This window comes from Flexivirga aerilata (assembly GCF_013002715.1).
In the GTDB taxonomy this organism is placed as follows: domain Bacteria; phylum Actinomycetota; class Actinomycetes; order Actinomycetales; family Dermatophilaceae; genus Flexivirga; species Flexivirga aerilata.
The window spans coordinates 1917512-1937684 of the sequence record NZ_JABENB010000001.1 but is presented as its reverse complement, the minus strand read 5'-3'; the positions used below and the strand labels follow the sequence as shown (position 1 = coordinate 1937684).

The window sequence follows — 20173 nt, the reverse complement described above, 5'->3', positions numbered from 1 at the left end:
TCCCGCAGAACCCGATGGAGCCGCTCCGTGCCCGATTTCAACCTCACCCGCGAGGAGGCGCAGCGTCGCGCCGCCACCCTCACTCTCGACTCGTATGACGTGAGCCTCGACCTGTGCACCGGTCCGGAGACGTTCGCGACCACGTCGACGGTCCGCTTCACCGCAGCACCGGATGCGGGTGGGACGTTCATCGACTTCATCGGCCCGTCGGTCGAGTCGATCACCCTCAACGGCGAATCTCTCGATCCGGCAACGCATTTCGACGGAGCGCGCATCACTCTGCCTCAGCTCGCCGAGCACAACGAGCTGACCGTGGCGGCGACCGGCAGCTACATGCACACCGGCGAGGGGCTGCACCGCTTCGTCGACCCGGCCGACGGCGAGGTCTACCTCTATTCGCAGTTCGAGGTCGCTGACTGCCGCCGCGTGTTCGCCGTCTTCGACCAGCCGGACCTCAAGGCGACGTTCGCCTTCACGGTGACCGCCCCCGAGCGCTGGCAGGTGCTCTCCAACCAGCCGACTCCCGAGCCGGAGCCCGGGGACGCCACCTACACCGCGCCGGACGGCAGCAGCGAACCGGCCGCGACCTGGCGCTTCGCGCCGACGCCGCGGCTCGCCTGCTACGTGACCGCGATCGTCGCCGGCCCCTACGCGGTCGTGCGGGACGATGTGGAGACGGCCCGTGGTGTCGTGCCGCTCGGTGTGTTCTGCCGCCAGTCGGTGGCCGAGCACATCGACGCGGACAACATCTTCGACACCACCAAGCGCGGATTCCACTTCTACGAAAAGGAATTCGGCGAGCCCTACCCCTTCGAGAAGTACGACCAGATCTTCGTCCCGGAGTTCAACGCCGGCGCGATGGAGAACGCCGGGTGCGTGACCATCACCGAGACCTACGTCTTCCGGACCCAGGTGTCGGAGGCGCTGATCGAGCGGCGCGCGCTGACCGTGCTGCACGAGCTGGCGCACATGTGGTTCGGCGACCTGGTCACCATGCGCTGGTGGGACGACCTGTGGCTCAACGAGTCGTTCGCCGAGTGGGCCTCGACCTACTGCCAGGCGGAGGCGACCCAGTGGGACACCGCCTGGACGACCTTCAGCGCGGTCGAGAAGACCTGGGCCTACCGGCAGGACTCGCTGTCCTCCACCCACCCGGTCTACGCCAACATGCGGCACCTGGACGACGTCGAGGCCAACTTCGACGGCATCACCTACGCCAAGGGCGCATCGGTGCTGCGGCAGCTGGTCGCCTACGTCGGCGTGGAGCCTTTCGTCGCCGGATTGCGTTCCTACTTCGAGAAGTTCAAATGGGGCAACACGACCTTCGACGACCTGCTGGGCGAGCTGGAGGCGACGTCTGGTCGCGACCTGTCCAGCTGGCGCGACCTGTGGCTGCGGACCGCCGGCAGCAACGTGCTGCGCCCCGCCGTCACGGTGAGCGACGACGGCACGCTCACCGCGCTGCGCATCGAGCAGACCGTGACGTCCGAGCACCCGACCCTTCGCCCGCACCGTCTCGCGGTGGGTCTGTATGAAATGCAAGGCGATTCGCTGGCCGCCGTCGACAGCATCGAGGTGGACGTCGATGGCGAGTCCACCGACGTGCCGGGCGTCGCCGGCCGTCAGGTGCCCGACCTCCTGCTGGTCAACGACCAGGACCTGACCTTCGCCAAGGTGCGCCTCGACGACCGCTCGCTCGACACCGTCCTCGCCCACCCGACGGCGATCACCGACTCGCTCACCCGGGCCGTGGTGCAGGGCGCGCTCTGGGAGATGGCGCGGGACGGGCTGCTCCCGCCGCGCACGTTCATCCGCTACTGCCTGGACGCCGTTGCCACCGAGACGGATTCGGCGTTGCGGCAGGCCCTGCTGATGCGCGTCGTGGGTGCGACGACGGCCTACCTGACCAACTCCGCGGTCGGCAACATCACCTCGTTCCTGCGACCGGAGCACCGCGAGGACGAGGCCGCACAGGTCGCGACCGCGCTGCGTGCGCTGATGACCGGCGCCGCCCCCGGTGGGGATGCGCAACTGCAGTTCACCCAGGCGTTCGCCACGATGGCCAGTCGCCCCAACGACCTGACCTTCATCCGCGGATTGCTCGACGGCACAAGCGTGCTCGCGGGTCTGCAGCTCGATGCCGACATGCGCTGGACCCTGCTGACCTCGCTCGTCGCGGCCGGTGCCGCCGGCGAGGAGGAGATCGCCGAGCAGTTGCGCGCCGACAGCACCGCGGACGGCACGACCCGTGCCGCGGGAGCCCGTGCCGCGGCGCCGACACCGGAGGCGAAGGCGGCGGCCTGGCACGACCTGGTCGAGTCGGACTCGCTGCCCAACGAGACCGCCCGGGCGGTCGCGCTCGGCTTCGGACGGGCGCGCGACGCCGCGCTGCTCACGCCATACATCGAGCGCTATCACGACGTGCTGATCGACCTCTGGGCCTCACGCACCTACGCGATGGCGGCCGCGGTGGTGAAGCTCGCCTACCCGATCGCGCTCGCCAGCGAGGAGTTGCTCGACGCCTCGCAGGCGTGGCTCGACGCCCACCCGGACGCGCCCGCGGGCCTGGTGCGGCTGGTGGCGGAGAACCGCGACATCGTGCAGGTCGCGCTCACCGCGCAGGCCGCCGACGCGGACTGACCCCTCGGACCGGGGATCCGCCGCACGGATCCCCGGCCCTTGAGTGTCGCAGCTCACTCCGGGCGGCTAGCGTGGGACTTGTTCGATTTGGAAAGTTCGCGACCCACGAAAGAGGGACAGTGATGTCCGACGCAGCTTCGGTGATCTATGCCGTCGTCGACCCCGCCACGGGTGAGCAGATCAAGACCTACCCCACGGCGACCGATGAGGAGGTGACTGCGGCGCTGGAGGCGGCCGAGTCTGCGTATCTGAGCTGGGGCCGCACGTCCGCGCTCGAGGACCGGGTCGCGGTCATCAAGCGGGTGGCCCAGTTGCACCGCGACCGCCGCGACGAGCTGGCCAAGATCATCGTCCGGGAGATGGGCAAGCCGGAGGAGGAGGCGCTCGGCGAGGTCGACTTCGCCGCGGAGATCTACGACTACTACGCCGACCACGCCGCGGAGTTCCTCGCCGACGAGAAGATCGACGTCGAGGAGGGCAGCGCCGTCATCGTGCGGCAGCCGTTCGGCGTGCTGGTCGGGATCATGCCGTGGAACTTCCCCTACTACCAGGTGGCCCGGTTCGCCGGCCCCAACATCCTGATCGGCAACACGATCCTGCTCAAGCACGCGCCGCAGTGCCCGGAGTCGGCGGCGGCGATCCAGCAGATGTTCGACGAGGCGCAGGCGCCCAAGGGTGTCTACAACAACATCTACGCCACCAACGAGCAGATCGCCGACCTGATCGCCGACCCGCGCGTGCAGGGTGTGTCGCTCACCGGTTCGGAGCGGGCCGGCGCGCAGGTGGCCGCCCAGGCCGGTAAGTACCTCAAGAAGTGCGTGCTCGAGCTCGGCGGGTCCGACCCGTTCATCCTGCTCAGCACCGACGACCTCAAGGCGACCGTGGGTGCGGCGGTGCAGGCCCGGCTGGAGAACGGCGGTCAGGTCTGCAACGGCGGCAAGCGCTTCATCGTCGCCGAGGACCTCTACGACGACTTCCTCACCGAGTTCACCGCCCAGCTGAAGGCCGCCCCGCCGGCGGTGCTGTCGTCCGAGGCCGCCGCCGAGCGTCTGCAGAAGCAGGTCGACGAGGCCACCGCGGCCGGCGCGACGCTGGAGACCTCCGGTCAGCGCGACGGTGCGCACTTCCCGCCCGGCGTGCTCACCGGCATGGACCCGGACGGTGACTCCTTCCACCAGGAGTTCTTCGGGCCGGTCGCGATGGTCGTCAAGGCCAAGGACGAGGCGGACGCCGTGCGCCTCGCCAACGACACGCCCTTCGGGCTCGGCTCCTACCTCTACACCACCGACTCCGAGCAGGCCCAGCGCGTCGCCGCCCAGATCGACGCCGGCATGGTCTTCGTCAACGTGGTCGGCGCCGACGCCGCCGAGCTGCCGTTCGGCGGCGTGAAGCGCTCCGGCTTCGGCCGCGAGCTCGGGCGCTTCGGCATGGAGGAGTTCGTCAACAAGAAGCTCATCCGGATCGCCTGAGGCCTACGCCCACTCCGAGGCGCACTCTGACGGCGAGATTCACGTCTGACGGTCGAATTCGACCGTCAGACGTGAATCCGACCGTCAGGGTTGGGCCGGCCGCGGGTGCGCGGACTCAGTCGACGCGGAAGCTCGCGGTCGCGAGGTCCGCCTTGGGTTGTCTCGTGATCAGCTTGTGTCCCCACCAGATCGCGAGGAACAGCGGCAGCCCGAGGTATGACGAGAGCAACGCCTTGACGTCGATGGTGTCCGACGTGAAGGCCTGGTAGTTCTGGCCGACGATGACGATCGCGCACATCACCATCGCGATGATCGGGCCGGCCGGGAAGAACGCTGCGCGGTAAGGCAATTCGTCCAGACTGTGCCCCTGCCGCAGGAACGCGCGGCGGAAGTTGTAGTGGCTCCACGCGATGCCGAGCCAGGTGATGAAACCGGCCAGGCCGGAGGCGTTGATCAACCAGGTGTAGGCGACTCCGTCACCGAGCAGGCTGGTGAGGAAGCAGAGCGCGCCGATCGCGGTGGTCGCGAGCAGCGCCGGCCACGGGATCCCGCGGGCGTCGATGCGGGAGAAGAGTTTCGGCGCCTTGCCGCGCCTGGCCAGCGCCCACAGCATGCGGGTGGAGGCAAACAACCCGCAGTTGCCGGCCGACAGGATCGCAGTGAGGATCACCGCGTTCATCACCGACGCGGCGCCGAGGACACCGATCTTGTCGAAGACCAGGGTGAACGGCGCGATGCTGACGTCGGAGTTGTCGCTAGCCTTGAGCAGCCGGTTGTCGGTGTAGGGCAGCAGGAAGCCGATCACCGCGATCGCACCGATGTAGAAGAGCATGATCCGCACGAAGACGGTGCGAATCGCCTTGGGAATGGTGCGTTTCGGGTCGTCGGCCTCCCCCGCGGCGACACCGACCATCTCGGTGCCCTGGAAGGAGAACCCGGCCACCATGAAGATGCCGAGCATCCCCGACCACCCGCCGACGAAGGGCGCCTCGCCGCGCGTCCAGTTGGACGTGCCCGGTGACGGCCCGGCGAGGATGCCGAAGATCATCGCGACGCCGGCGATGAGGAAGATCACGACCGCGGCGACCTTGATCGAGGCGAACCAGAACTCCGCCTCCCCGAACGTCCCGACGCTGAATGCGTTGAGGCCGAAGAGGATTGCCAGGAAGATCGCCGACCAGATCCACGCCGGCACGTCGGGCAGCCAGTAGCCCATCACCAGGGCGGCGGCGACCAGCTCGGCGGCGACCGTGATCGCCCAGTTGTACCAGTAGTTCCAGCCGGCGGCGAAGCCGAACGACGGGCTGACGAAGCGGCTGCCGTAGGCCTCGAACGAGTCGGCCATCGGCAGGTAGGTCGCCATCTCGCCGAGACTCTGCATGAGCAGGAAGACCATCAGGCCGATCGCCGCGTATGCCGCGAGCGCCCCGCCCGGACCGGCGTCGTGGATCGACTTGCCGGACGCCACGAACAGCCCGGTGCCGATCGCGCCGCCCATCGCGATCATGTTGATGTGTCGCGCCTTGAGCTTGCGCCTCAGCTCCGGCGCTGCGTCGATGTCGGTGCTCACGCGGATCAGGCGCCTTCGCCGCGGCGGGTGACCGCACGGATCAGTCGCTTGGCGCGACGCGACACCATCAGCTGGTCGAGGGTGACCGCCTCCCGGTCGGCGCCGGCGAGCGGGAGCCGCCAGTTGGGGTATTCCTCGAACGTGCCCGGCTGGTTGATGGTGCGCACGTCACCGGCGAGGTCGTTGACCGAGACGCCGAGCAGCTTGCTCGGCGACCAGGTGAGGAAGCGGTGCAGCGCGTCGACCTGGTCGTCGACCGAGGCACCGTCACGCAGCAGTCCGCGCTCGCGCAGCGCCGCCAGCACCTTCTCCCGCTGCGCGGTGTCCTGCTCGAGCTCCTCCTCCAGGGAGTGCTCCAGCAGCCCGAGCTCGTGCCGGACGGTGACGTGCTCGCCCTGCAGGTAGCCGGCGGTGGGCGGCAGGTCATGGGTGGTGACGCTCGCCAGCGCGAGGCTGCGGTAGGTCTCCGGCTGACGCGGCGCCCCGTCGTCGGTGCGCTCGAACCAGAGGATCGAAGTGCCGAAAAGCCCTCTCTCGGCGAGATAGTCGCGCACCCAGTCCTCGACCGTGCCGAGGTCCTCGCCGATGATGACGGCACCGGCGCGCTGCGCCTCGAGCGCGAGGATGCCGACCATCGCCTCGTGGTCGTAGCGCACGTAGGTGCCCTGGGAGGGGTCCTTGCCCTCGGGCACCCACCAGAGCCGGAACAGTCCGAGGATGTGGTCGACGCGCAGCCCTCCCGCCATACGGAGGGAGGTGCGGAGCAGATCGCGGTAGGGCTGATAGTCGAGTGCGGCGAGTCGGTCCGGTCGCCACGGCGGCTGGCTCCAGCTCTGCCCCTGCTGGTTGTAGTCGTCCGGCGGTGCGCCGACCGACACTCCCCCGGCCAGCACGTCGCCGAGCGACCACGCGTCCGCGCCGCCGGGGTGCACCCCCACCGCGAGATCCTGTATGACGCCGAGCGACATTCCGGCAGCCCGCAATTCGCGCTGGGCGTCCAGGAACTGCGACTGCACCACCCACTGCAGCCAGCAGTGGAACTCCACGTCCTCGGCGAGCCGGTCCCGCTCCGCGGCGACCGCCGTGCTGCGCGGGTCCTGCAGGTCGGTCGGCCAGTCGCTCCACGGCAGGCCACGGTCGGCGGCGATCGCCGACCAGGTGGCGAAGTCGAGCAGCCCCTGCCCTTCGCGCTCGCAGAAGCTCTCGAAGTCGCGCCGCCGGCGGTGGGTGCGCTCGGTGCGGAAGATCATCCGCAGGGCGGCCTGCTTGGACTGCCAGCTGCCGTCGCGGTCGAGGTGGTCGAGCTGGTTGAGCCGGCGCGCGTCGTCGCTGTGCCACTCGACCAGCTGGTGCTGGGCGGCCGACAGGTAGCCGAGTTCGGCGACCTCCTCGACGCGGATGTACATCGGGTTGACGAAGCGGCGGGAGGTCGGCAGGTAGGGCGAGGCCTCCATCGGCGCAACCGGCTCCGCGGCGTGCACCGGGTTGATCAGCACGAAGTCGGCGCCCTGCCGGGCCGCCCAGGTGCCGAGTTCGGCGAGGTCGGCGGCGTCGCCGATGCCCCACGAGTGTTCCGAGCGCACCGAGTAGAGCTGGGTGGTCAGGCCCCACGCGCGGTCGTGCTGCAGCGCCGCCGGCAGCTGCAGCGACGCGGGGGTGACGATCACCGTGGTCTCGGCGGACTGCCCGTCGTCGCCATACGACACCTGCATGCGGTGGTAGCCGAGCGGCAGGTCACTCGGGAGTTCGAAGGTGACCTCGCCGATGCGCTCGCCGTCGACCTCGCGTGGCTCGACCTGGTGGTCGACCTCGGCGATGTCGCGGGTTTCGCCCTCCTCCAACGTGATTCGCGCGCTGACAGCGGTGTCGGCGGGCACGTGCACGGGCACCCACGGGGTCCAGCCCTCGCGCATCACGATCACCGGCGGCAGCACCCGGCGCCACGACTCCAGTGCCTTGTCGGCGAGCGCCGCACGGGCGGCGTCGTCTGCCGCGTCGTCGTCTCCCAGGTCGACACCGAGGGCGGCGAGCACCGCGGTGACGGTCTCCCGCGAGACCGTCACGTGGTTGCCCTTCCAGTCCCAGTAGTCGGTGGCGACGCCGTGGGCGCGGGCGAGCTGAGCGAGGGTTTCGGAGGGCGCGGCGGGTGGTGCGTCGGGCATGTGCGCCAGTGTGTCAGAGGCGCCGCGGCGCGGCGGATGGCACGGTCCCGGTCGGCACCGCTCATCATGGACCCCATGCCTTCTCTTGCTCAGGCCGGCCAGCGATCGACCCTCGACTGGGCGGTCGGCACCCCGCTGATGATCGTCTGCATCGCGATCGGGGCGGTGCTGCTGCGCTGGCTGGTGATCCGGGCCATCGGGCGTGCGGTGCGGATGATGGAGCACCGCGGCAGCCAGCGCGAGGGCCGCGCGGGCCGGGTGCTGCGGCAGGCGACCGGCCTGGACTCCGAGCGCCGCAAGCAACGCGCGGCGACCATGGGCTCGATCCTGCGATCGGTCAGCACGATCGTCATCTTCGGCATCGCGGCGCTCACCATCATGTCCGCGCTTGGGGTGCCGCTCGCCCCGCTGCTCGCGTCGGCCGGTGTCGGCGGCGTCGCCCTCGGCTTCGGCGCGCAGAGCCTGGTCAAGGACTTCCTCTCCGGCATCTTCATGATCATGGAGGACCAGTACGGCGTGGGCGACGTGATCGACACCGGTCAGGCGATCGGCACCGTCGAAGAGGTCACCCTGCGCGTCACCCGGCTGCGCGACGCCTCCGGCGTGGTCTGGTACGTCCGCAACGGCGAGATCCTGCGCATCGGCAACAAGTCGCAGGGCTGGGCCACCGCGCTGATCGACGTGCCGATCGGCTACGACCAGTCGGTCGAGAAGGCGCTGCAGGTGCTGCGCCAGGTCGCCGCCGCAGTGGATGACGAATCCCCTTGGAAGGAAAGGCTGTTGGAGGAGCCGCAAGTCGCCGGTGTCGAGTCGGTCGGCAGTGGGGTGGTGACCCTGCGCATCATCGCGACCTGCGTGCCCAACGAGCAGTACAGCGTGGCGCGGGAGATCCGCGAGCGGGCGAAGGTCGCGCTGGACGCCGCGGGCATCCGCGGACCGCAGCTGCCGTCATACCCGGGCCAGGGCACGAGCGGCACCACGCCGGCGGGCTGAGAGACTTACCGCGTGAGCACGTTCTACGACGAGGTCGGCGGACACCCGACGTTCGCCAAGCTGGTGCACGAGTTCTACGTCGGGGTCGCCGGCGACCCCGAACTCCGGGCGCTCTATCCCGAGGAGGATCTCGGCCCGGCCGAGGAGCGCCTCCTGCTCTTCCTCGAGCAGTATTGGGGCGGCCCGACCACCTACAGCCAGGAGCGCGGTCACCCGCGGTTGCGGATGCGGCACATGCCGTTCAAGGTGACGCCGGTCCAGCGTGACCGCTGGCTCACGCACATGCTCGCCGCCGTCGACACCCTCGACCTCGACGCCCAGCATGACGCGCTGCTGCGCGAATACCTCACGCGCGCGGCGTTTTCGATGGTCAACGCCTGGGAGGACTAGGCGCGACGAGGTTCTATTTGATCGCGCCCTGGGTGACGCCGCTCAGCACCCAGCGCTGGGCGAGGAAGTAGACGACCAGGGTCGGCAGCATCGCCATCAGGTAGGACGCGAACGCCACGTTGTAGTTGGTGGTGAGCGACACCGCGAAGATGTTCTGCACCACCGGCAGCGACTGATACTGCGCGTCGGCCGTGATGATCGCCGGCATCATGTAGTCGTTCCAGGACGCGAGGAACGCGAAGATGCCGACGGTCGCGTTCATCGGGCCGAGCAGCGGCACGATCAGCTGCCGGAACGTCTGCCAGGTGCTCGCGCCGTCGAGCCGGGCGCTCTCCTCCAGCTCGAACGGGATCGACCGCAGGAACGCGGTGTAGAGCAGGATGTTGAAGCCCATCGAGAGCAGCACGTGCAGCAGCCCGACGCCGATCGGGTTGTCCAGCCCGAGCAGCGCGGTCAGCTTCACCTGCGGCAGCGCGATCACCGGGAACGGGATGAACATCGCGGCCAGCAGGTAGAAGTAGGAGTAGCGGAACGCCTTGCGGTGCCAGTTGCGCACGATCGCGTATGCCGCCATCGACGACACCGCGAGCGAGCCGACCACCGCGACCACGGCGATCACCACCGAGACCGCCGCCGCCCGTGGGAAGTGCACGAGGTTCCACGCGGTGGAGAAGTTGCTCCAGTGCAGCGAGGTCGGCAGTGCGAAGCCGCTGCCGCTGGACGCCTCGGCGTTGGTCTTGAGCGCCATCGTGACCGCGAGGTAGAGCGGGATGAACACCGCCAGGCTGGCGAGGGCCAGCACGGTGGTCAGCTTCCAGCTGCGGCGCTCGCCGGTGGCCGCGCTGGTGCGCGCGCGGGGTGCAGGAGTCGGAATCGTTGCCATGGCTAGAGATTCACCTCTCGACCGCGGAGCAGCCGCAGTTGCAGCAGGGAGATCACGACGGTGATCACGAAGAAGACGACCGCATTGGCCATCGAGTAGGCGTAGTCGCCGTTGTTGAATCCGTTGAAGATGCCCATCGCCACGCTCGTGGTGGAGGTGCCGGGACCGCCGCCGGTGAGACCGACGATCACGTCATACGCATTGAGGAAGTTCTTGAAGCTGAGGATCGAGTTGACGACGACGTAGCCGGCGACCAGCGGCAGCGTGATGCTGCGGAAGCGCCGCCACGCGCTCGCGCCGTCGAGCGACGCGGCCTCGTAGACCTCGCCCGGGATGGCGAGCAGCCCGGCCAGGTAGATGATCATCGCGCTCGGGATCGCCTGCCATGCGGTCACGATGACCACGCCGAGCCAGGCCCAGTCCTGGTTGGCGAGGAGGCTCTGCTCACCGCCGGTCCAGCCGATGCTGCCGGCGACGGCGGGCACCGAGAAGGAGAAGAAATACTGGAAGACGTAGGCGATGACGATGCCGGACAGCACCATCGGCACGAAGAACACGCTGCGCAGGCCGCGCTTGAGATGGATCTTCGAGCTCAGTCCGATCGCGAGCGCCAGGGCCAGCGCATTGACCACGATCGTGGTCACGACCGCGAAAAGCAGTGTGAACTGGTAGGACCCGAGGATCGTGCTGTCGTGCCAGAGCGACCGGTAGTTTTCGAAGCCGACCCACTTCCACGAGCCGAAGCCGGCGTAGTTGGTGAAACTGAAGAACACCCCGACCAGCGCCGGGAGGGTCACGAAGAGGGTGAAGAGCGCGAGCGCCGGGAAGAGCATCCAGAGGTATGCCGCGTCGGGGCGCCGCCGCCGGGTGTCGGTGCCTGCGGTGGTGCCGGACGTGGCCGTGCTGACAGGCGCTGCGGGAGCAGGTGCGGTCATCGGATCGGTCCTCTCAGGCCGCCGCCGACCGGGCGGCACGGTTTGCCCAGTCGGTGTCGAGTCGGTTGAGCAGACCATTGACGTCACCGCTGGTGAGCATGGTCTGGATGTAGTTGCCGAGCGGGATCGTCATCGAGATGTAGGTGCTCGCGCCCTGGTAGAACTTCGCCTGCTTGACGTATGACGAGAGTCCCGCCACCCGGGGGTCGGTGAGCGCCGGAGCGTTCACCGTGGGCGAGGTGGCCAGTGCCTGCTTGTTGTAGGCGTTCATCACCTCGGGGCGCATCAGCCACTGCAGCATGGTGCGCGCCTGCTCCTTGTGGCTGGAGTCGTTGGGGATCCACAGCGCGAGGTCGAGGTTGACCCGCACCTTGGTGTCGGCCGGGTTGTCGGTGCACGGCAGCGGGAACGAGCCGAGTTGCAGCTTGGGGTTGGCGGTGCCGAGCGGGGTCAGCGCCCACGGACCCTGGAGGTACATCGCGGCCTTGCCCTTGGCGAACTCGGTGTTGCCGGCGTTGTAGGTGAGGCTCGGCGCGTTGGCGTTGCGGTAGCGGTAGAGCTCCACCATCTTGTGGCAGGCGTCGCCGAAGTTGCGGGTGAACGACGCGGGTGAGTTCTGGTCGACCTTGCCCTCCTCCTGCTTGAGCCGGCGGAAGAACGCGGCGACGTCGAGGGTGCCGCCACTGACGTAGTCCCAGACGCCCTGCAGCAGGGTCCAGCCGTCGAGGAAGGTGAAGTAGATCGGGGTGACCCCGGCCGCCTGGAACTTCTTGCAGGCCGCGATCAGCTCACTCCAGGTGGTCGGCACCGCGACGTCGTGCTTGGCGAAGAGGTCCTTGTTGTAGATCACGCCGGCCGATGCGACGGAGTAGGGCAGCACGCTGGTCTGGCCCTTGTAACTGGCGAACTGACCGACGAGCGCCTGCACGCTCGGCGCGATCGTCTTGGCCTCGGGCAGGTCCGACAGGTCGCTGAGCGCACCGCGCGCGAGGAAGCTCGCGGCCTCGAGTTGGTAGTTGTAGCACGCGAGATCGGGCGGGGTGCCGCGCACGAACTGCGGGGTGAGCGGCGTCGTGGTCGGGTCGTGCGAGGCGCGCACGCCGCGCTGCGAGCCGTTGAACTGCGCGGTCAGCTTGTCGAAGTAGGGGATCACCTCGGGCTTGTTCTGCAGGAAGCGGATGTCGTCGCTCGAGCCGAGTCCGCACCCGGCCAAGGCGCCCGAGGTCGCGGCACCGGCCGCGCCGAGCAGTCCCCAGCGGAGCACCTGCCGCCGCGTGGGTGGGAGCTGTGACATGCTGCCTCCGGCGATTAAATAAGGTGACTTTAATAAACTGAGTTGATATTGTCGTGTGACGCAGGCCACTGTCAAGCACTTCGCGGCAATCGGGAGGGAGCACGCCCATGACGACGACGCCGGGCCTTGAGCTGCCCGCTCTGGCCCTCGGGGTGCCGGATGCCCGTGGCGACAGCGCTGTCCGCGTGCTGAGCGTGCTGCGCTCCGACTCCCCCGCCGCCGCGGGTGACCTGGTCGCGGCGACCGGTCTGTCGCGGCCGACCGTGCTGACCGCCTGCGACGATCTCGTCGCGGCGGGTTGGGTGCGCGAAGTGCCCGGTGCCGCGACGGGGCGCGGCCGCCCGGCCCGCACCTTCGAGATCGACCCTGACGCGGGTGTCGTCGCCGGCGTCGACCTCGGTCTCGGGCGCGTGCGTGTCGCGATCGCCGACCTGACCGGCCGGATCCGGCACTCCAGCAGCGTGGCGATCTCCCCGACGGCGGGCGGGCGGGCCCGCATCGGCGCGATCAACAAGCAGTTGTCCGGACTGCGCGCCAAGCTGCCCGGGCATCGGCTGCTCGCGGTGGCGATCGGGCTGCCCGCACCGGTGCACGGGGCCGAGATCATCGCCGACGAGGATTTTCTCGGCGACCTGCCGCGGGCCGGTCTGGCCAACAACGTCGCCCGCGCACAGGACGCGCCGGTCGTCCTGCACAACGACGCCAACCTCGCCGCCCTCGCAGAGCGAGCGGGCGGCGTCGCCAAGGGCAGCGACAACCTGGTGGCACTGCTCGCCGGGGAACGACTCGGCGCCGGCGTCGTCTGCGACGGGCGCCTGCTGCACGGCTCGCGCGGGGGCGCCGGCGAGATCGGCGGCGCCGGCCTCCTCCGCGGTGTCGAGGGCACTCTCGGTGTCGGCTACCTGGTCCGCCAGGCTGCCGTACCTCGCGGAATGTCAGACCCGGCAACGGTGTTCGAGCTCGCGACCAAGGACGTCGCGACCCGGCGCCTGGTCGAGCGGGCGGTCCGGCCGGTCGCCCGGGTCATCGCCTCGCTGCACCTGCTGCTCGACCCTGAGGTGATCGTCATCAGCGGGGCGGTCGCGGGTGCCCCGGGGTTGATCGAGGCGCTGCAGGCCGGCCTGCCGCGGATGGACGAGCTCCAGCGGCGGCCGGTCACACTGCGGGCATCGACGCTGGGCGGCACCGCGGTCGTCCACGGGGGCGTGGCCGCGGCTGCGTCATACGCCTGGGAGCGGCTGCTGGCCCGGCCCTAACACTCCCAGCCCGTGAACTTCTAAACCTATGAACTCTTGAAACCCATGAACGTCTGAACGTACGAACTTCGAAGAACGAGAAGGGATTCCGATGCAAGACATCAACGTGCAGGGCACGGCCGAGACGACCACCGACGTGCAGGTGCACGACGCCCACCCGGGCGGCGAGTGGTGGCGCAGCGCCGTGATCTACCAGATCTACCCGCGCTCCTGGGCCGACGCCGACGGCAACGGCATCGGCGACCTGCCGGGCATCACGGCACGCCTGCCCTACCTCAAGGCACTCGGCGTCGACGCGGTCTGGCTGTCACCGTTCTACCCCTCCCCGCAGGCCGACGCGGGATACGACGTCTCCGACTACCGGGGCGTCGAGCCGCTCTTCGGCCGGCTCGACGACGCCGACACACTCATCGCCAGGTCCCACGAGCTCGGTCTGCGGGTGCTGGTCGACCTGGTGCCCAACCACACCTCCGACGAGCACGCGTGGTTCCAGGCGGCGCTGCGGGCGGCTCCGGGCTCGGCGGAGCGGGAGCGCTACATCTTCCGCGACGGCTCGGGCGCGCACGGCGAGCTGCCGCCCAACAACTGGGAGAGCGTCTTCGGCGGCGCCGCGTGGACCCGCGTCACCGAGCCCGACGGCACCCCCGGCCAGTGGTACCTGCACCTTTTCGACAGCAAGCAGCCTGACCTGAATTGGCAGAACCCGCAGGTGCGTTCGGAGTTCGAGGACATCCTGCGCTTCTGGCTCGACCGTGGCGTGGACGGCTTCCGGGTCGACGTCGCGCACGGCCTGATCAAGGCCGACGGCCTGCCCGACTGGAGCGGTCCGCTCAACATGCTCGAGCTCAGCGGCGACCAGACCCGGCCCCCGATGTGGGACCAGGACGGCGTGCACGAGGTCTACCGCGACTGGCACCGGGTGCTCGCGTCCTACCCCGGCGAACGCGCGATGGTCGCCGAGGCATGGGTGCAGCCGGCCGACCGGGCTGCGCTCTACGTGCGCGACGACGAGTTCCAGCAGGCCTTCAACTTCGAGTTCCTGCAGGCGCCCTGGCGGGCACGCGACCTCGCGGACGCGATCGACCGGTCCTATCTGGCCAACGACGCGGTGGACGCCCCGACCACCTGGGTGCTGTCCAACCACGACGTCGTGCGGCACGCCTCGCGGCTCGGGCTGCCCGTCGGCGAGCCCCGGCCCAACGGCATCGGCGTGGACGACCCCCAGCCGGACGCCGCGCTCGGCCTGCGCCGCGCTCGCGCGGCGACGACGCTCATGCTCGCGCTGCCCGGTGGCGCCTACCTCTACCAGGGTGAGGAGCTCGGGCTGCCCGAGGCGACCGCCCTGCCGGACGAGGTGCGTCAGGACCCGACCTTCCACCGCACCGCGGGCCGGGAGAAGGGACGCGACGGCTGCCGCATCCCGATGCCGTGGGAGAAGGACGCTACGTCATACGGATTCGGCGAGGGAGACCAGCCGTGGCTCCCCCAGCCCGAGGCGTATGGCGACCTCGCCGTCGACCAGCAGGAGGGCGACCCAGCCTCGACGCTGGAGCTCTACCGCCGCCTGCTGCGGGTGCGCCGCGACCTCGACCTCGGCGAGGGCGCACTCGCCACGGTCGACCTCGGCGACGACGTCCTCGCCTACGACGTCACGAGCGGCTCGCAGACCGTGCGGGTGATCGTCAACTTCGGCGCCCAGCCGGTGCAGTTGCCGGCCGACCGCGAGGTGCTCGTCGCCAGCGAGCCGGACATCGCCGGGCAGCTGCCGACCGACACCGCCGTCTGGCTGCAGTAGTCAGCGCGCCGCCGCCGGTCGCGATGGATGCGTCCGTCGTGACCGGTGGCGCGCACACCCCGCAACCGTCGCGGCTTCTGCACAGCCCCGCGCATCTCGTAAGCGCACGTGCGGCTGACGTCACCATCGCTTACGAGACCAGCGGCCGCTCGCCGGTTTCGCGTGCACACCCCGCGACCGTCGCGACTTCTGCACGCCCCCGCGCCGATCCGCGTGCACAGCCCGCAACCGTCGCGACTTCTGCACGCCCCCGCGCATCTCGTAAGCGCACGTGCGGCGTCACCATCGCTTACGAGACCAGCGGCTGCCCGCCGGTCCCGCGCCGGTCTCAGCGCACGAGCACGTGCCCGACGGGCGTGCTGAGCCGGTGCCAGCGGCCTGCGGCATACACCTGGGCGTGGTCACCGACCACGAATCCCAGGGCGTATGCCGCAAAGGCCGCTCCGGCCGGCAACCCGTCGGCACCGCCCGGCGCCGGGAAGCCACGGCCCCACACGCGGTGCCGCAGCGACTCCACCGCAGCCGCGCCCGACCCTTCCGGAGCGCCCGCCGCGATCTCCGAAATGCCTTGCTCGGCAACATCTTTCAGCACACCTGTCGCCACCTCACCGATCTGCTCCCACCCCGAACGGGGCGGTGACACCGCAGCCCAGCTGACCATCACCCGGGTCGGTGGCACGTCGAGTTCGGTGCCCGACCCGGCGTGCGCCAGCCGGTCCCCGAGGGCGGCGACCGGCACCACGGCGTCCTCGTCGGCGTCCTCCCCCAGCGCCATCACGCGCAGGCCCAGGGCGGTGCCCTCGGCGGACAACCCGCGCCCGGAGAGCACCCCCGCCCACGCGGCGAGGGTGCGGCCGCTCGCCTGCAGCCGCATGGCACCGCCTTCGTCGAGACGCCGCACCCGGGCGACGTAGGTCGCGAGGTCGGCGCGCGTCTCGGCGTCCGCGAGGCGCAGCGTCACAGGTGATCCTTGGGGCGCCGCTTCAGGTGGGGCGACTCCCCGGCATACCGCTCGAGGACCTCCCGGTCGGCGTCGCTCAGCCGCTTCGGGCGCTGGGTCTCCATGTCAAAGGCGACCTGGGTGGTCTCGGCCACTGCATACAGCTCCGCGTCGGGCTCACGCGACGACAGCACCTCATAGGCCAGGTCGAACGACGCCCCGGAGATCGCCGGCACCCACATCGCGATGACGATCGGCTCCTCGCGGTAGTGCAGCTGGCGCACGTAGTCGATCTCGGCACGGGCGATCAGCATCGGCGGTCGGTGCCGGTCGGCGGCGGTGCTCTCGAACCATTCGCGCAGGCCGTGCACCCGCGCCTCCTCCAGCAGCCGCAGGAACTGCACGTTGTTGACGTGGCGCAGCGCGTCCATGTCCGACCAGCGGAGCGGGACGTCGACGTAATAGGGACGAGTCGGCATGGGTTCATGGTCCCAGCAGCAACGAAATGGCGCGCACTAGGCTCGCGTCGTGACTTCCGAAGAAGAGACGCCCGCGATCAACCCCGTCGAGGACCTGCTCGACGTGCTCGACCTGCAGTCGGTCGGCGAGGCCCGGTCCAGCTCGGTGGTCACCGCGCCGGCGGATGCCCCCGAGCTCGACCTCAGCGAGCGCACCCTCCAGTTGTTCACCGGCCGGAGCCAGCGCACCCCGCACGGGCGGGCGTTCGGCGGCCAGGTGCTCGCCCAGACCGTCATCGCCGCCGGGCGGTCGGTCGCGTCGGCCGGCCTCGAGAGCCGGCTGATCCACTCCCTGCACGGCTACTTCATCCGGCCGGGCGACTCCAATCACCCCATCGAGTTCGGGGTGGAAAACCTGCGCGACGGCAATTCCTTCTCGGTCCGGCGCGTCTACGCGATGCAATACGGCCACACGATCCTCTCCGCGACGCTGTCCTTCCAGGAGCCTGCCGATGGCCTGGACCACCAGGCCGACATGAGCTCGGTGCCCGACCCGGACCGGGTGCGCACCACCGCCGAGGAGCTCGCCGGCATCGACCACCCGGCCGCCGAGCACTGGAAGCGCCGGGCGATGGACGTGCGCACGGTCGAGGGTGCGATCTTCCTGGTGCCCGGCCGGCAGCACGCGGCCCAGCAGCACGTCTGGATGAAGGCGCTCGACACCCTCCCCGACGACCCGTTGCTGCACGCCGCGGTGCTGGCCTACGCCTCCGACTACTCGCTCCTGGAGTCGGTGCTGCGCGGGCACGGCCTGGCCTGGGCCAACCGCCGACTGCGCGCGGCGAGCCTGGACCACGCGATGTGGTTCCACCGGCCGGGTCGCATCGACGAGTGGGTGCTCTACGAGCAGGAATCCCCGTCGGCGTCCGGCGGCCGGGGTCTCGGCCTGGGCAAGATCTTCGCGCTGGACGGCACGCTCATCGCATCCGTCGCGCAGGAGGGCATGGTGCGGCTGAAGCCGGAGTGACCGGGCGCTGACCCGCCGCACCGGCGCCCCGCCGACGATCTCGGTTATCACATCGATCTGGGCGTTCCTCCCGTACGCTCACTGCCATGGCGGGGGCCCGATGGAGACAGGACGACATCTACGTGCGTCGGCGGCGGATGGTGCTCGCCCTGGTGGTGCTGCTGGTCGTGGTGGCCGCCGGGTCGACCATCGCCGTATGGCGGTCCTTCAGCTCCGACCCGCCTGCTGCCGCGGCGGGGACCGACGGATCCGGTTCGCCCGACAGTTCGTCCGGTGGCTCCGAGTCGTCGTCGGCCCCGAAACCGCCCGCGCAGGACGGTCCGTCGTCGGGCACCACGCTGCAACGGATCGACCGCTTCACCGGCGGCATCACCCCGAAGTCGGTCGACGCCAGCCAGCGTGGCCTGGTCATCGCCAACAACATGATGTACAGCCACACGGTGACGCTCTACGACTCCCGGAGCCGCAAGCTGCTGAAGAAGCTGCCCGACTCGGTCGATCTGTCGAAGTTCGGCATCAACGGCCACCCGGGCATCTCCAAGGGCGCCCCGGTCGAGGCCGCCTGGACCAAGGACGGCAAGTACGCCTACGTGTCGCAGTACACGATGTATGGCACCGGCTTCGGCAAGGAAGGCTGGGACGACTGCACCTCCGACTCGGGCGTCGGCTCGAGCTACCTCTACCGCTTCAACGCCGACACGATGGACTGGGACCAGGTCATCCCGGTCGGTGCGGTGCCGAAATACGTTGCCATCACTCCGGATCAGAGCAAGGTCGTGGTCAGCAACTGGTGCGACTTCACGATCAGCGTCGTCGACCGGGCCAGCGCGAAGCAGACCAAGGTCATCAAGATCGGCCAGCAGCCGCGCGGCATCGTGATCCTGCCCGACAACCGCACCGCCTACGTGGCTGCGATGTACGGCAACAAGGTCTTCAAGGTCGACCTGCAGGCGGGCACCACGACGCTGATCAAGGACGTCTACCGGCCGCGACACCTCGTGCTCTCCCCCGACGCCAAGTACGTCTACCTCGCCGCGAGCGGCACCAACACCGTCTACAAGATCGACACCGCGACCGACAAGACCGTGGCACAGGTCATCTCGGGTCCGGAGCCGCGCAGCATGACGATCTCGGCCGACGGCACCGCGCTCTACACCGTCAACTACTTCGGCGCGTCGGTCAGCAAGATCAGCACCGCGGACATGAAGGTCGTCGGGCGGGTGCCGACCGACGAGAGCCCGATCGGCATCACGTATGACGACACGACCCGCCAGGTGTGGGTCGCCTGCTACGGCGGCAGCATGCTCGTCTTCGACGACTGCAAGAAGGCCGCCGGGGCGAGCGGGAGCCCGAGCGCCCCGGCGACCTCGGGTTAGCCTCCGGTCCGCCTGCGAGTCAGCCCTGCTCGGTGGGCACGATCACCAGCTTGCCGCGGGTGTGCCCGGCGCGGCTGACGTCGAACGCCTCACCGACACTGTCCAGGCCGAAGGTCTGCGCCACGTCGACCTTCACCTTGCCCGCGTCGATGAGCTCGGCGAGGAAGACCAGCCCGTCGTGGCTGGGCCGCACCCAGAGGTAGTCGCCGCCGTGCTCGGTGACCTCGGCGTCGGCGACCGAGGCGTGCTTGCCGCCGTCGGCGAGCACGGCCAGGGTGTCCTGCTCGACGCCGCCGACGAAGTCGACGACCGCGTCGACGCCGTCCGGGGCGAGGGCGCGCACCCGGTCGGGCAGACCTGCGCCATACGTCACCGGCTCGGCGCCGAGCTCGCGCAGATAGTCGTGGTTAGGCTCGGAGGCCGTCGCGATGACGCGCGCGCCCGCCGCCTTGGCGATCTGTATGGCGAAGCCGCCCACACCGCCGGATCCGCCGTGGATCAGCACGGTCTTGCCGGCGCCGTCCGGGCTGAGCCAGGTGCGCTGCAACGCTTTCAGCGCGGTGAGGCCGGCGAGCGGGACCGCGCCGGCCTGCACGAAGTCGAGGCTGCGCGGCTTGGCGGCCACCGATTCGGCCGGCACCGCGACGAGCTCGGCGAAGGTCCCGCCGTGCACGACCTCCTTGCGGGCGTAGGCGTAGACCTCGTCACCGACGGCGAACTCCGGGGTGTCCGGGCCAACTGCGGTGACCACGCCGGCGACGTCCCAGCCGGGGATCACCGGGAAGACGACGTCCATCAGGCCGTCGAGGTAGCCTGTCATGATCTTCCAGTCGACCGGGTTGACGCCCGCTCCCCTGACCTCGATCAGCACCGTGCCGGGCGCCACCTTGGGGTCGGGCTGGTCGGTCACCGAGAGCGTCGAATTGTCTTGGGAATAGGCCGAATAGGTAGCTGCACGCACAGCGGGCTCCTTCCGATCGAGGGG

At 69.7% G+C, this 20173-nt stretch carries 16 protein-coding genes; 8 read left to right on the top strand and 8 right to left on the bottom strand.

Translation table 11 applies throughout. The features are described 5' to 3' along the window. The first annotated feature begins 27 nt into the window (after positions 1-27). Positions 28-2640 carry an aminopeptidase N gene (gene pepN / locus HJ588_RS09205; protein WP_171154219.1) on the top strand — a complete coding sequence of 871 codons (2613 nt, stop codon included), beginning with the start codon at positions 28-30 and terminating at the stop codon, positions 2638-2640. 122 nt (positions 2641-2762) lie between these two features. Next, positions 2763-4109, top strand: coding sequence for an NAD-dependent succinate-semialdehyde dehydrogenase (locus HJ588_RS09200; RefSeq protein ID WP_171154217.1), 1347 nt, complete (start codon positions 2763-2765; stop codon positions 4107-4109). Positions 4110-4224: 115 nt separating this feature from the next. Here the strand turns inward: HJ588_RS09200 and HJ588_RS09195 are convergent, their stop codons facing one another. After that, positions 4225-5688: an amino acid permease gene (locus tag HJ588_RS09195; RefSeq protein WP_425483547.1), complete on the bottom strand. Its 1464-nt coding sequence runs from the start codon at positions 5686-5688 to the stop codon at positions 4225-4227. Further along, complete coding sequence (malQ, locus tag HJ588_RS09190; RefSeq protein WP_171154214.1) at positions 5685-7841, bottom strand: 4-alpha-glucanotransferase; 2157 nt, start codon at positions 7839-7841, stop codon at positions 5685-5687. Before malQ ends, HJ588_RS09195 begins: the two co-directional genes overlap by 4 nt. A gap of 75 nt (positions 7842-7916) precedes the next feature. Here malQ and HJ588_RS09185 point away from each other — a divergent pair, with 75 nt between their 5' ends. Further along, positions 7917-8834 (top strand): mechanosensitive ion channel family protein, encoded by a 918-nt coding sequence (locus HJ588_RS09185; protein ID WP_171154212.1) that lies wholly within the window; start codon positions 7917-7919, stop codon positions 8832-8834. Between the two features lie 12 nt (positions 8835-8846). Further along, entirely contained in the window at positions 8847-9224 is a 378-nt protein-coding gene (locus HJ588_RS09180; RefSeq protein ID WP_171154211.1) for a globin domain-containing protein, read from the top strand. 13 nt (positions 9225-9237) lie between these two features. On the opposite strand, the gene HJ588_RS09175 is transcribed toward HJ588_RS09180, so the two are convergent. Genes HJ588_RS09175 through HJ588_RS09165 form a run of 3 tightly spaced genes read right to left on the bottom strand, consistent with a single transcriptional unit; the run spans position 9238 to position 12336 of the window. Beyond that, a complete protein-coding gene (locus tag HJ588_RS09175) occupies positions 9238-10107 on the bottom strand; it encodes a carbohydrate ABC transporter permease (RefSeq protein ID WP_171154209.1) in 870 nt (289 codons plus the stop codon). A gap of 2 nt (positions 10108-10109) precedes the next feature. Next, the gene (locus HJ588_RS09170; protein ID WP_171154207.1) at positions 10110-11042 is read right to left on the bottom strand and encodes a carbohydrate ABC transporter permease; all 933 of its coding nucleotides are present in this window, start codon (positions 11040-11042) and stop codon (positions 10110-10112) included. A gap of 13 nt (positions 11043-11055) precedes the next feature. Continuing rightward, complete coding sequence (locus tag HJ588_RS09165) at positions 11056-12336, bottom strand: ABC transporter substrate-binding protein (protein WP_171154204.1); 1281 nt, start codon at positions 12334-12336, stop codon at positions 11056-11058. A 107-nt stretch (positions 12337-12443) separates the two neighbouring features. On the opposite strand from HJ588_RS09165, the gene HJ588_RS09160 reads away from it, so the two are divergent. Both HJ588_RS09160 and HJ588_RS09155 read left to right on the top strand, forming a co-directional pair. Next, positions 12444-13592, top strand: coding sequence for an ROK family transcriptional regulator (locus HJ588_RS09160; protein ID WP_171154202.1), 1149 nt, complete (start codon positions 12444-12446; stop codon positions 13590-13592). A gap of 91 nt (positions 13593-13683) precedes the next feature. Next, entirely contained in the window at positions 13684-15387 is a 1704-nt protein-coding gene (locus tag HJ588_RS09155) for a glycoside hydrolase family 13 protein (protein ID WP_171154200.1), read from the top strand. A gap of 328 nt (positions 15388-15715) precedes the next feature. Here the strand turns inward: HJ588_RS09155 and HJ588_RS09150 are convergent, their stop codons facing one another. Continuing rightward, entirely contained in the window at positions 15716-16348 is a 633-nt protein-coding gene (locus HJ588_RS09150) for a DUF8185 domain-containing protein (protein WP_171154197.1), read from the bottom strand. Then, positions 16345-16806 carry an acyl-CoA thioesterase gene (locus HJ588_RS09145; protein ID WP_171154195.1) on the bottom strand — a complete coding sequence of 154 codons (462 nt, stop codon included), beginning with the start codon at positions 16804-16806 and terminating at the stop codon, positions 16345-16347. The genes HJ588_RS09150 and HJ588_RS09145 overlap by 4 nt, the downstream gene beginning before the upstream one ends. Positions 16807-16855: 49 nt before the next feature. On the opposite strand from HJ588_RS09145, the gene HJ588_RS09140 reads away from it, so the two are divergent. Further along, entirely contained in the window at positions 16856-17812 is a 957-nt protein-coding gene (locus HJ588_RS09140; RefSeq protein ID WP_171154193.1) for an acyl-CoA thioesterase domain-containing protein, read from the top strand. Between the two features lie 86 nt (positions 17813-17898). Further along, positions 17899-19188, top strand: coding sequence for a YncE family protein (locus HJ588_RS09135; RefSeq protein ID WP_171154191.1), 1290 nt, complete (start codon positions 17899-17901; stop codon positions 19186-19188). 19 nt (positions 19189-19207) lie between these two features. Here the strand turns inward: HJ588_RS09135 and HJ588_RS09130 are convergent, their stop codons facing one another. Beyond that, positions 19208-20149, bottom strand: a complete 942-nt coding sequence (locus HJ588_RS09130; protein WP_171154189.1) for an alcohol dehydrogenase catalytic domain-containing protein — start codon at positions 20147-20149, stop codon at positions 19208-19210. Positions 20150-20173: the final 24 nt, after the last annotated feature.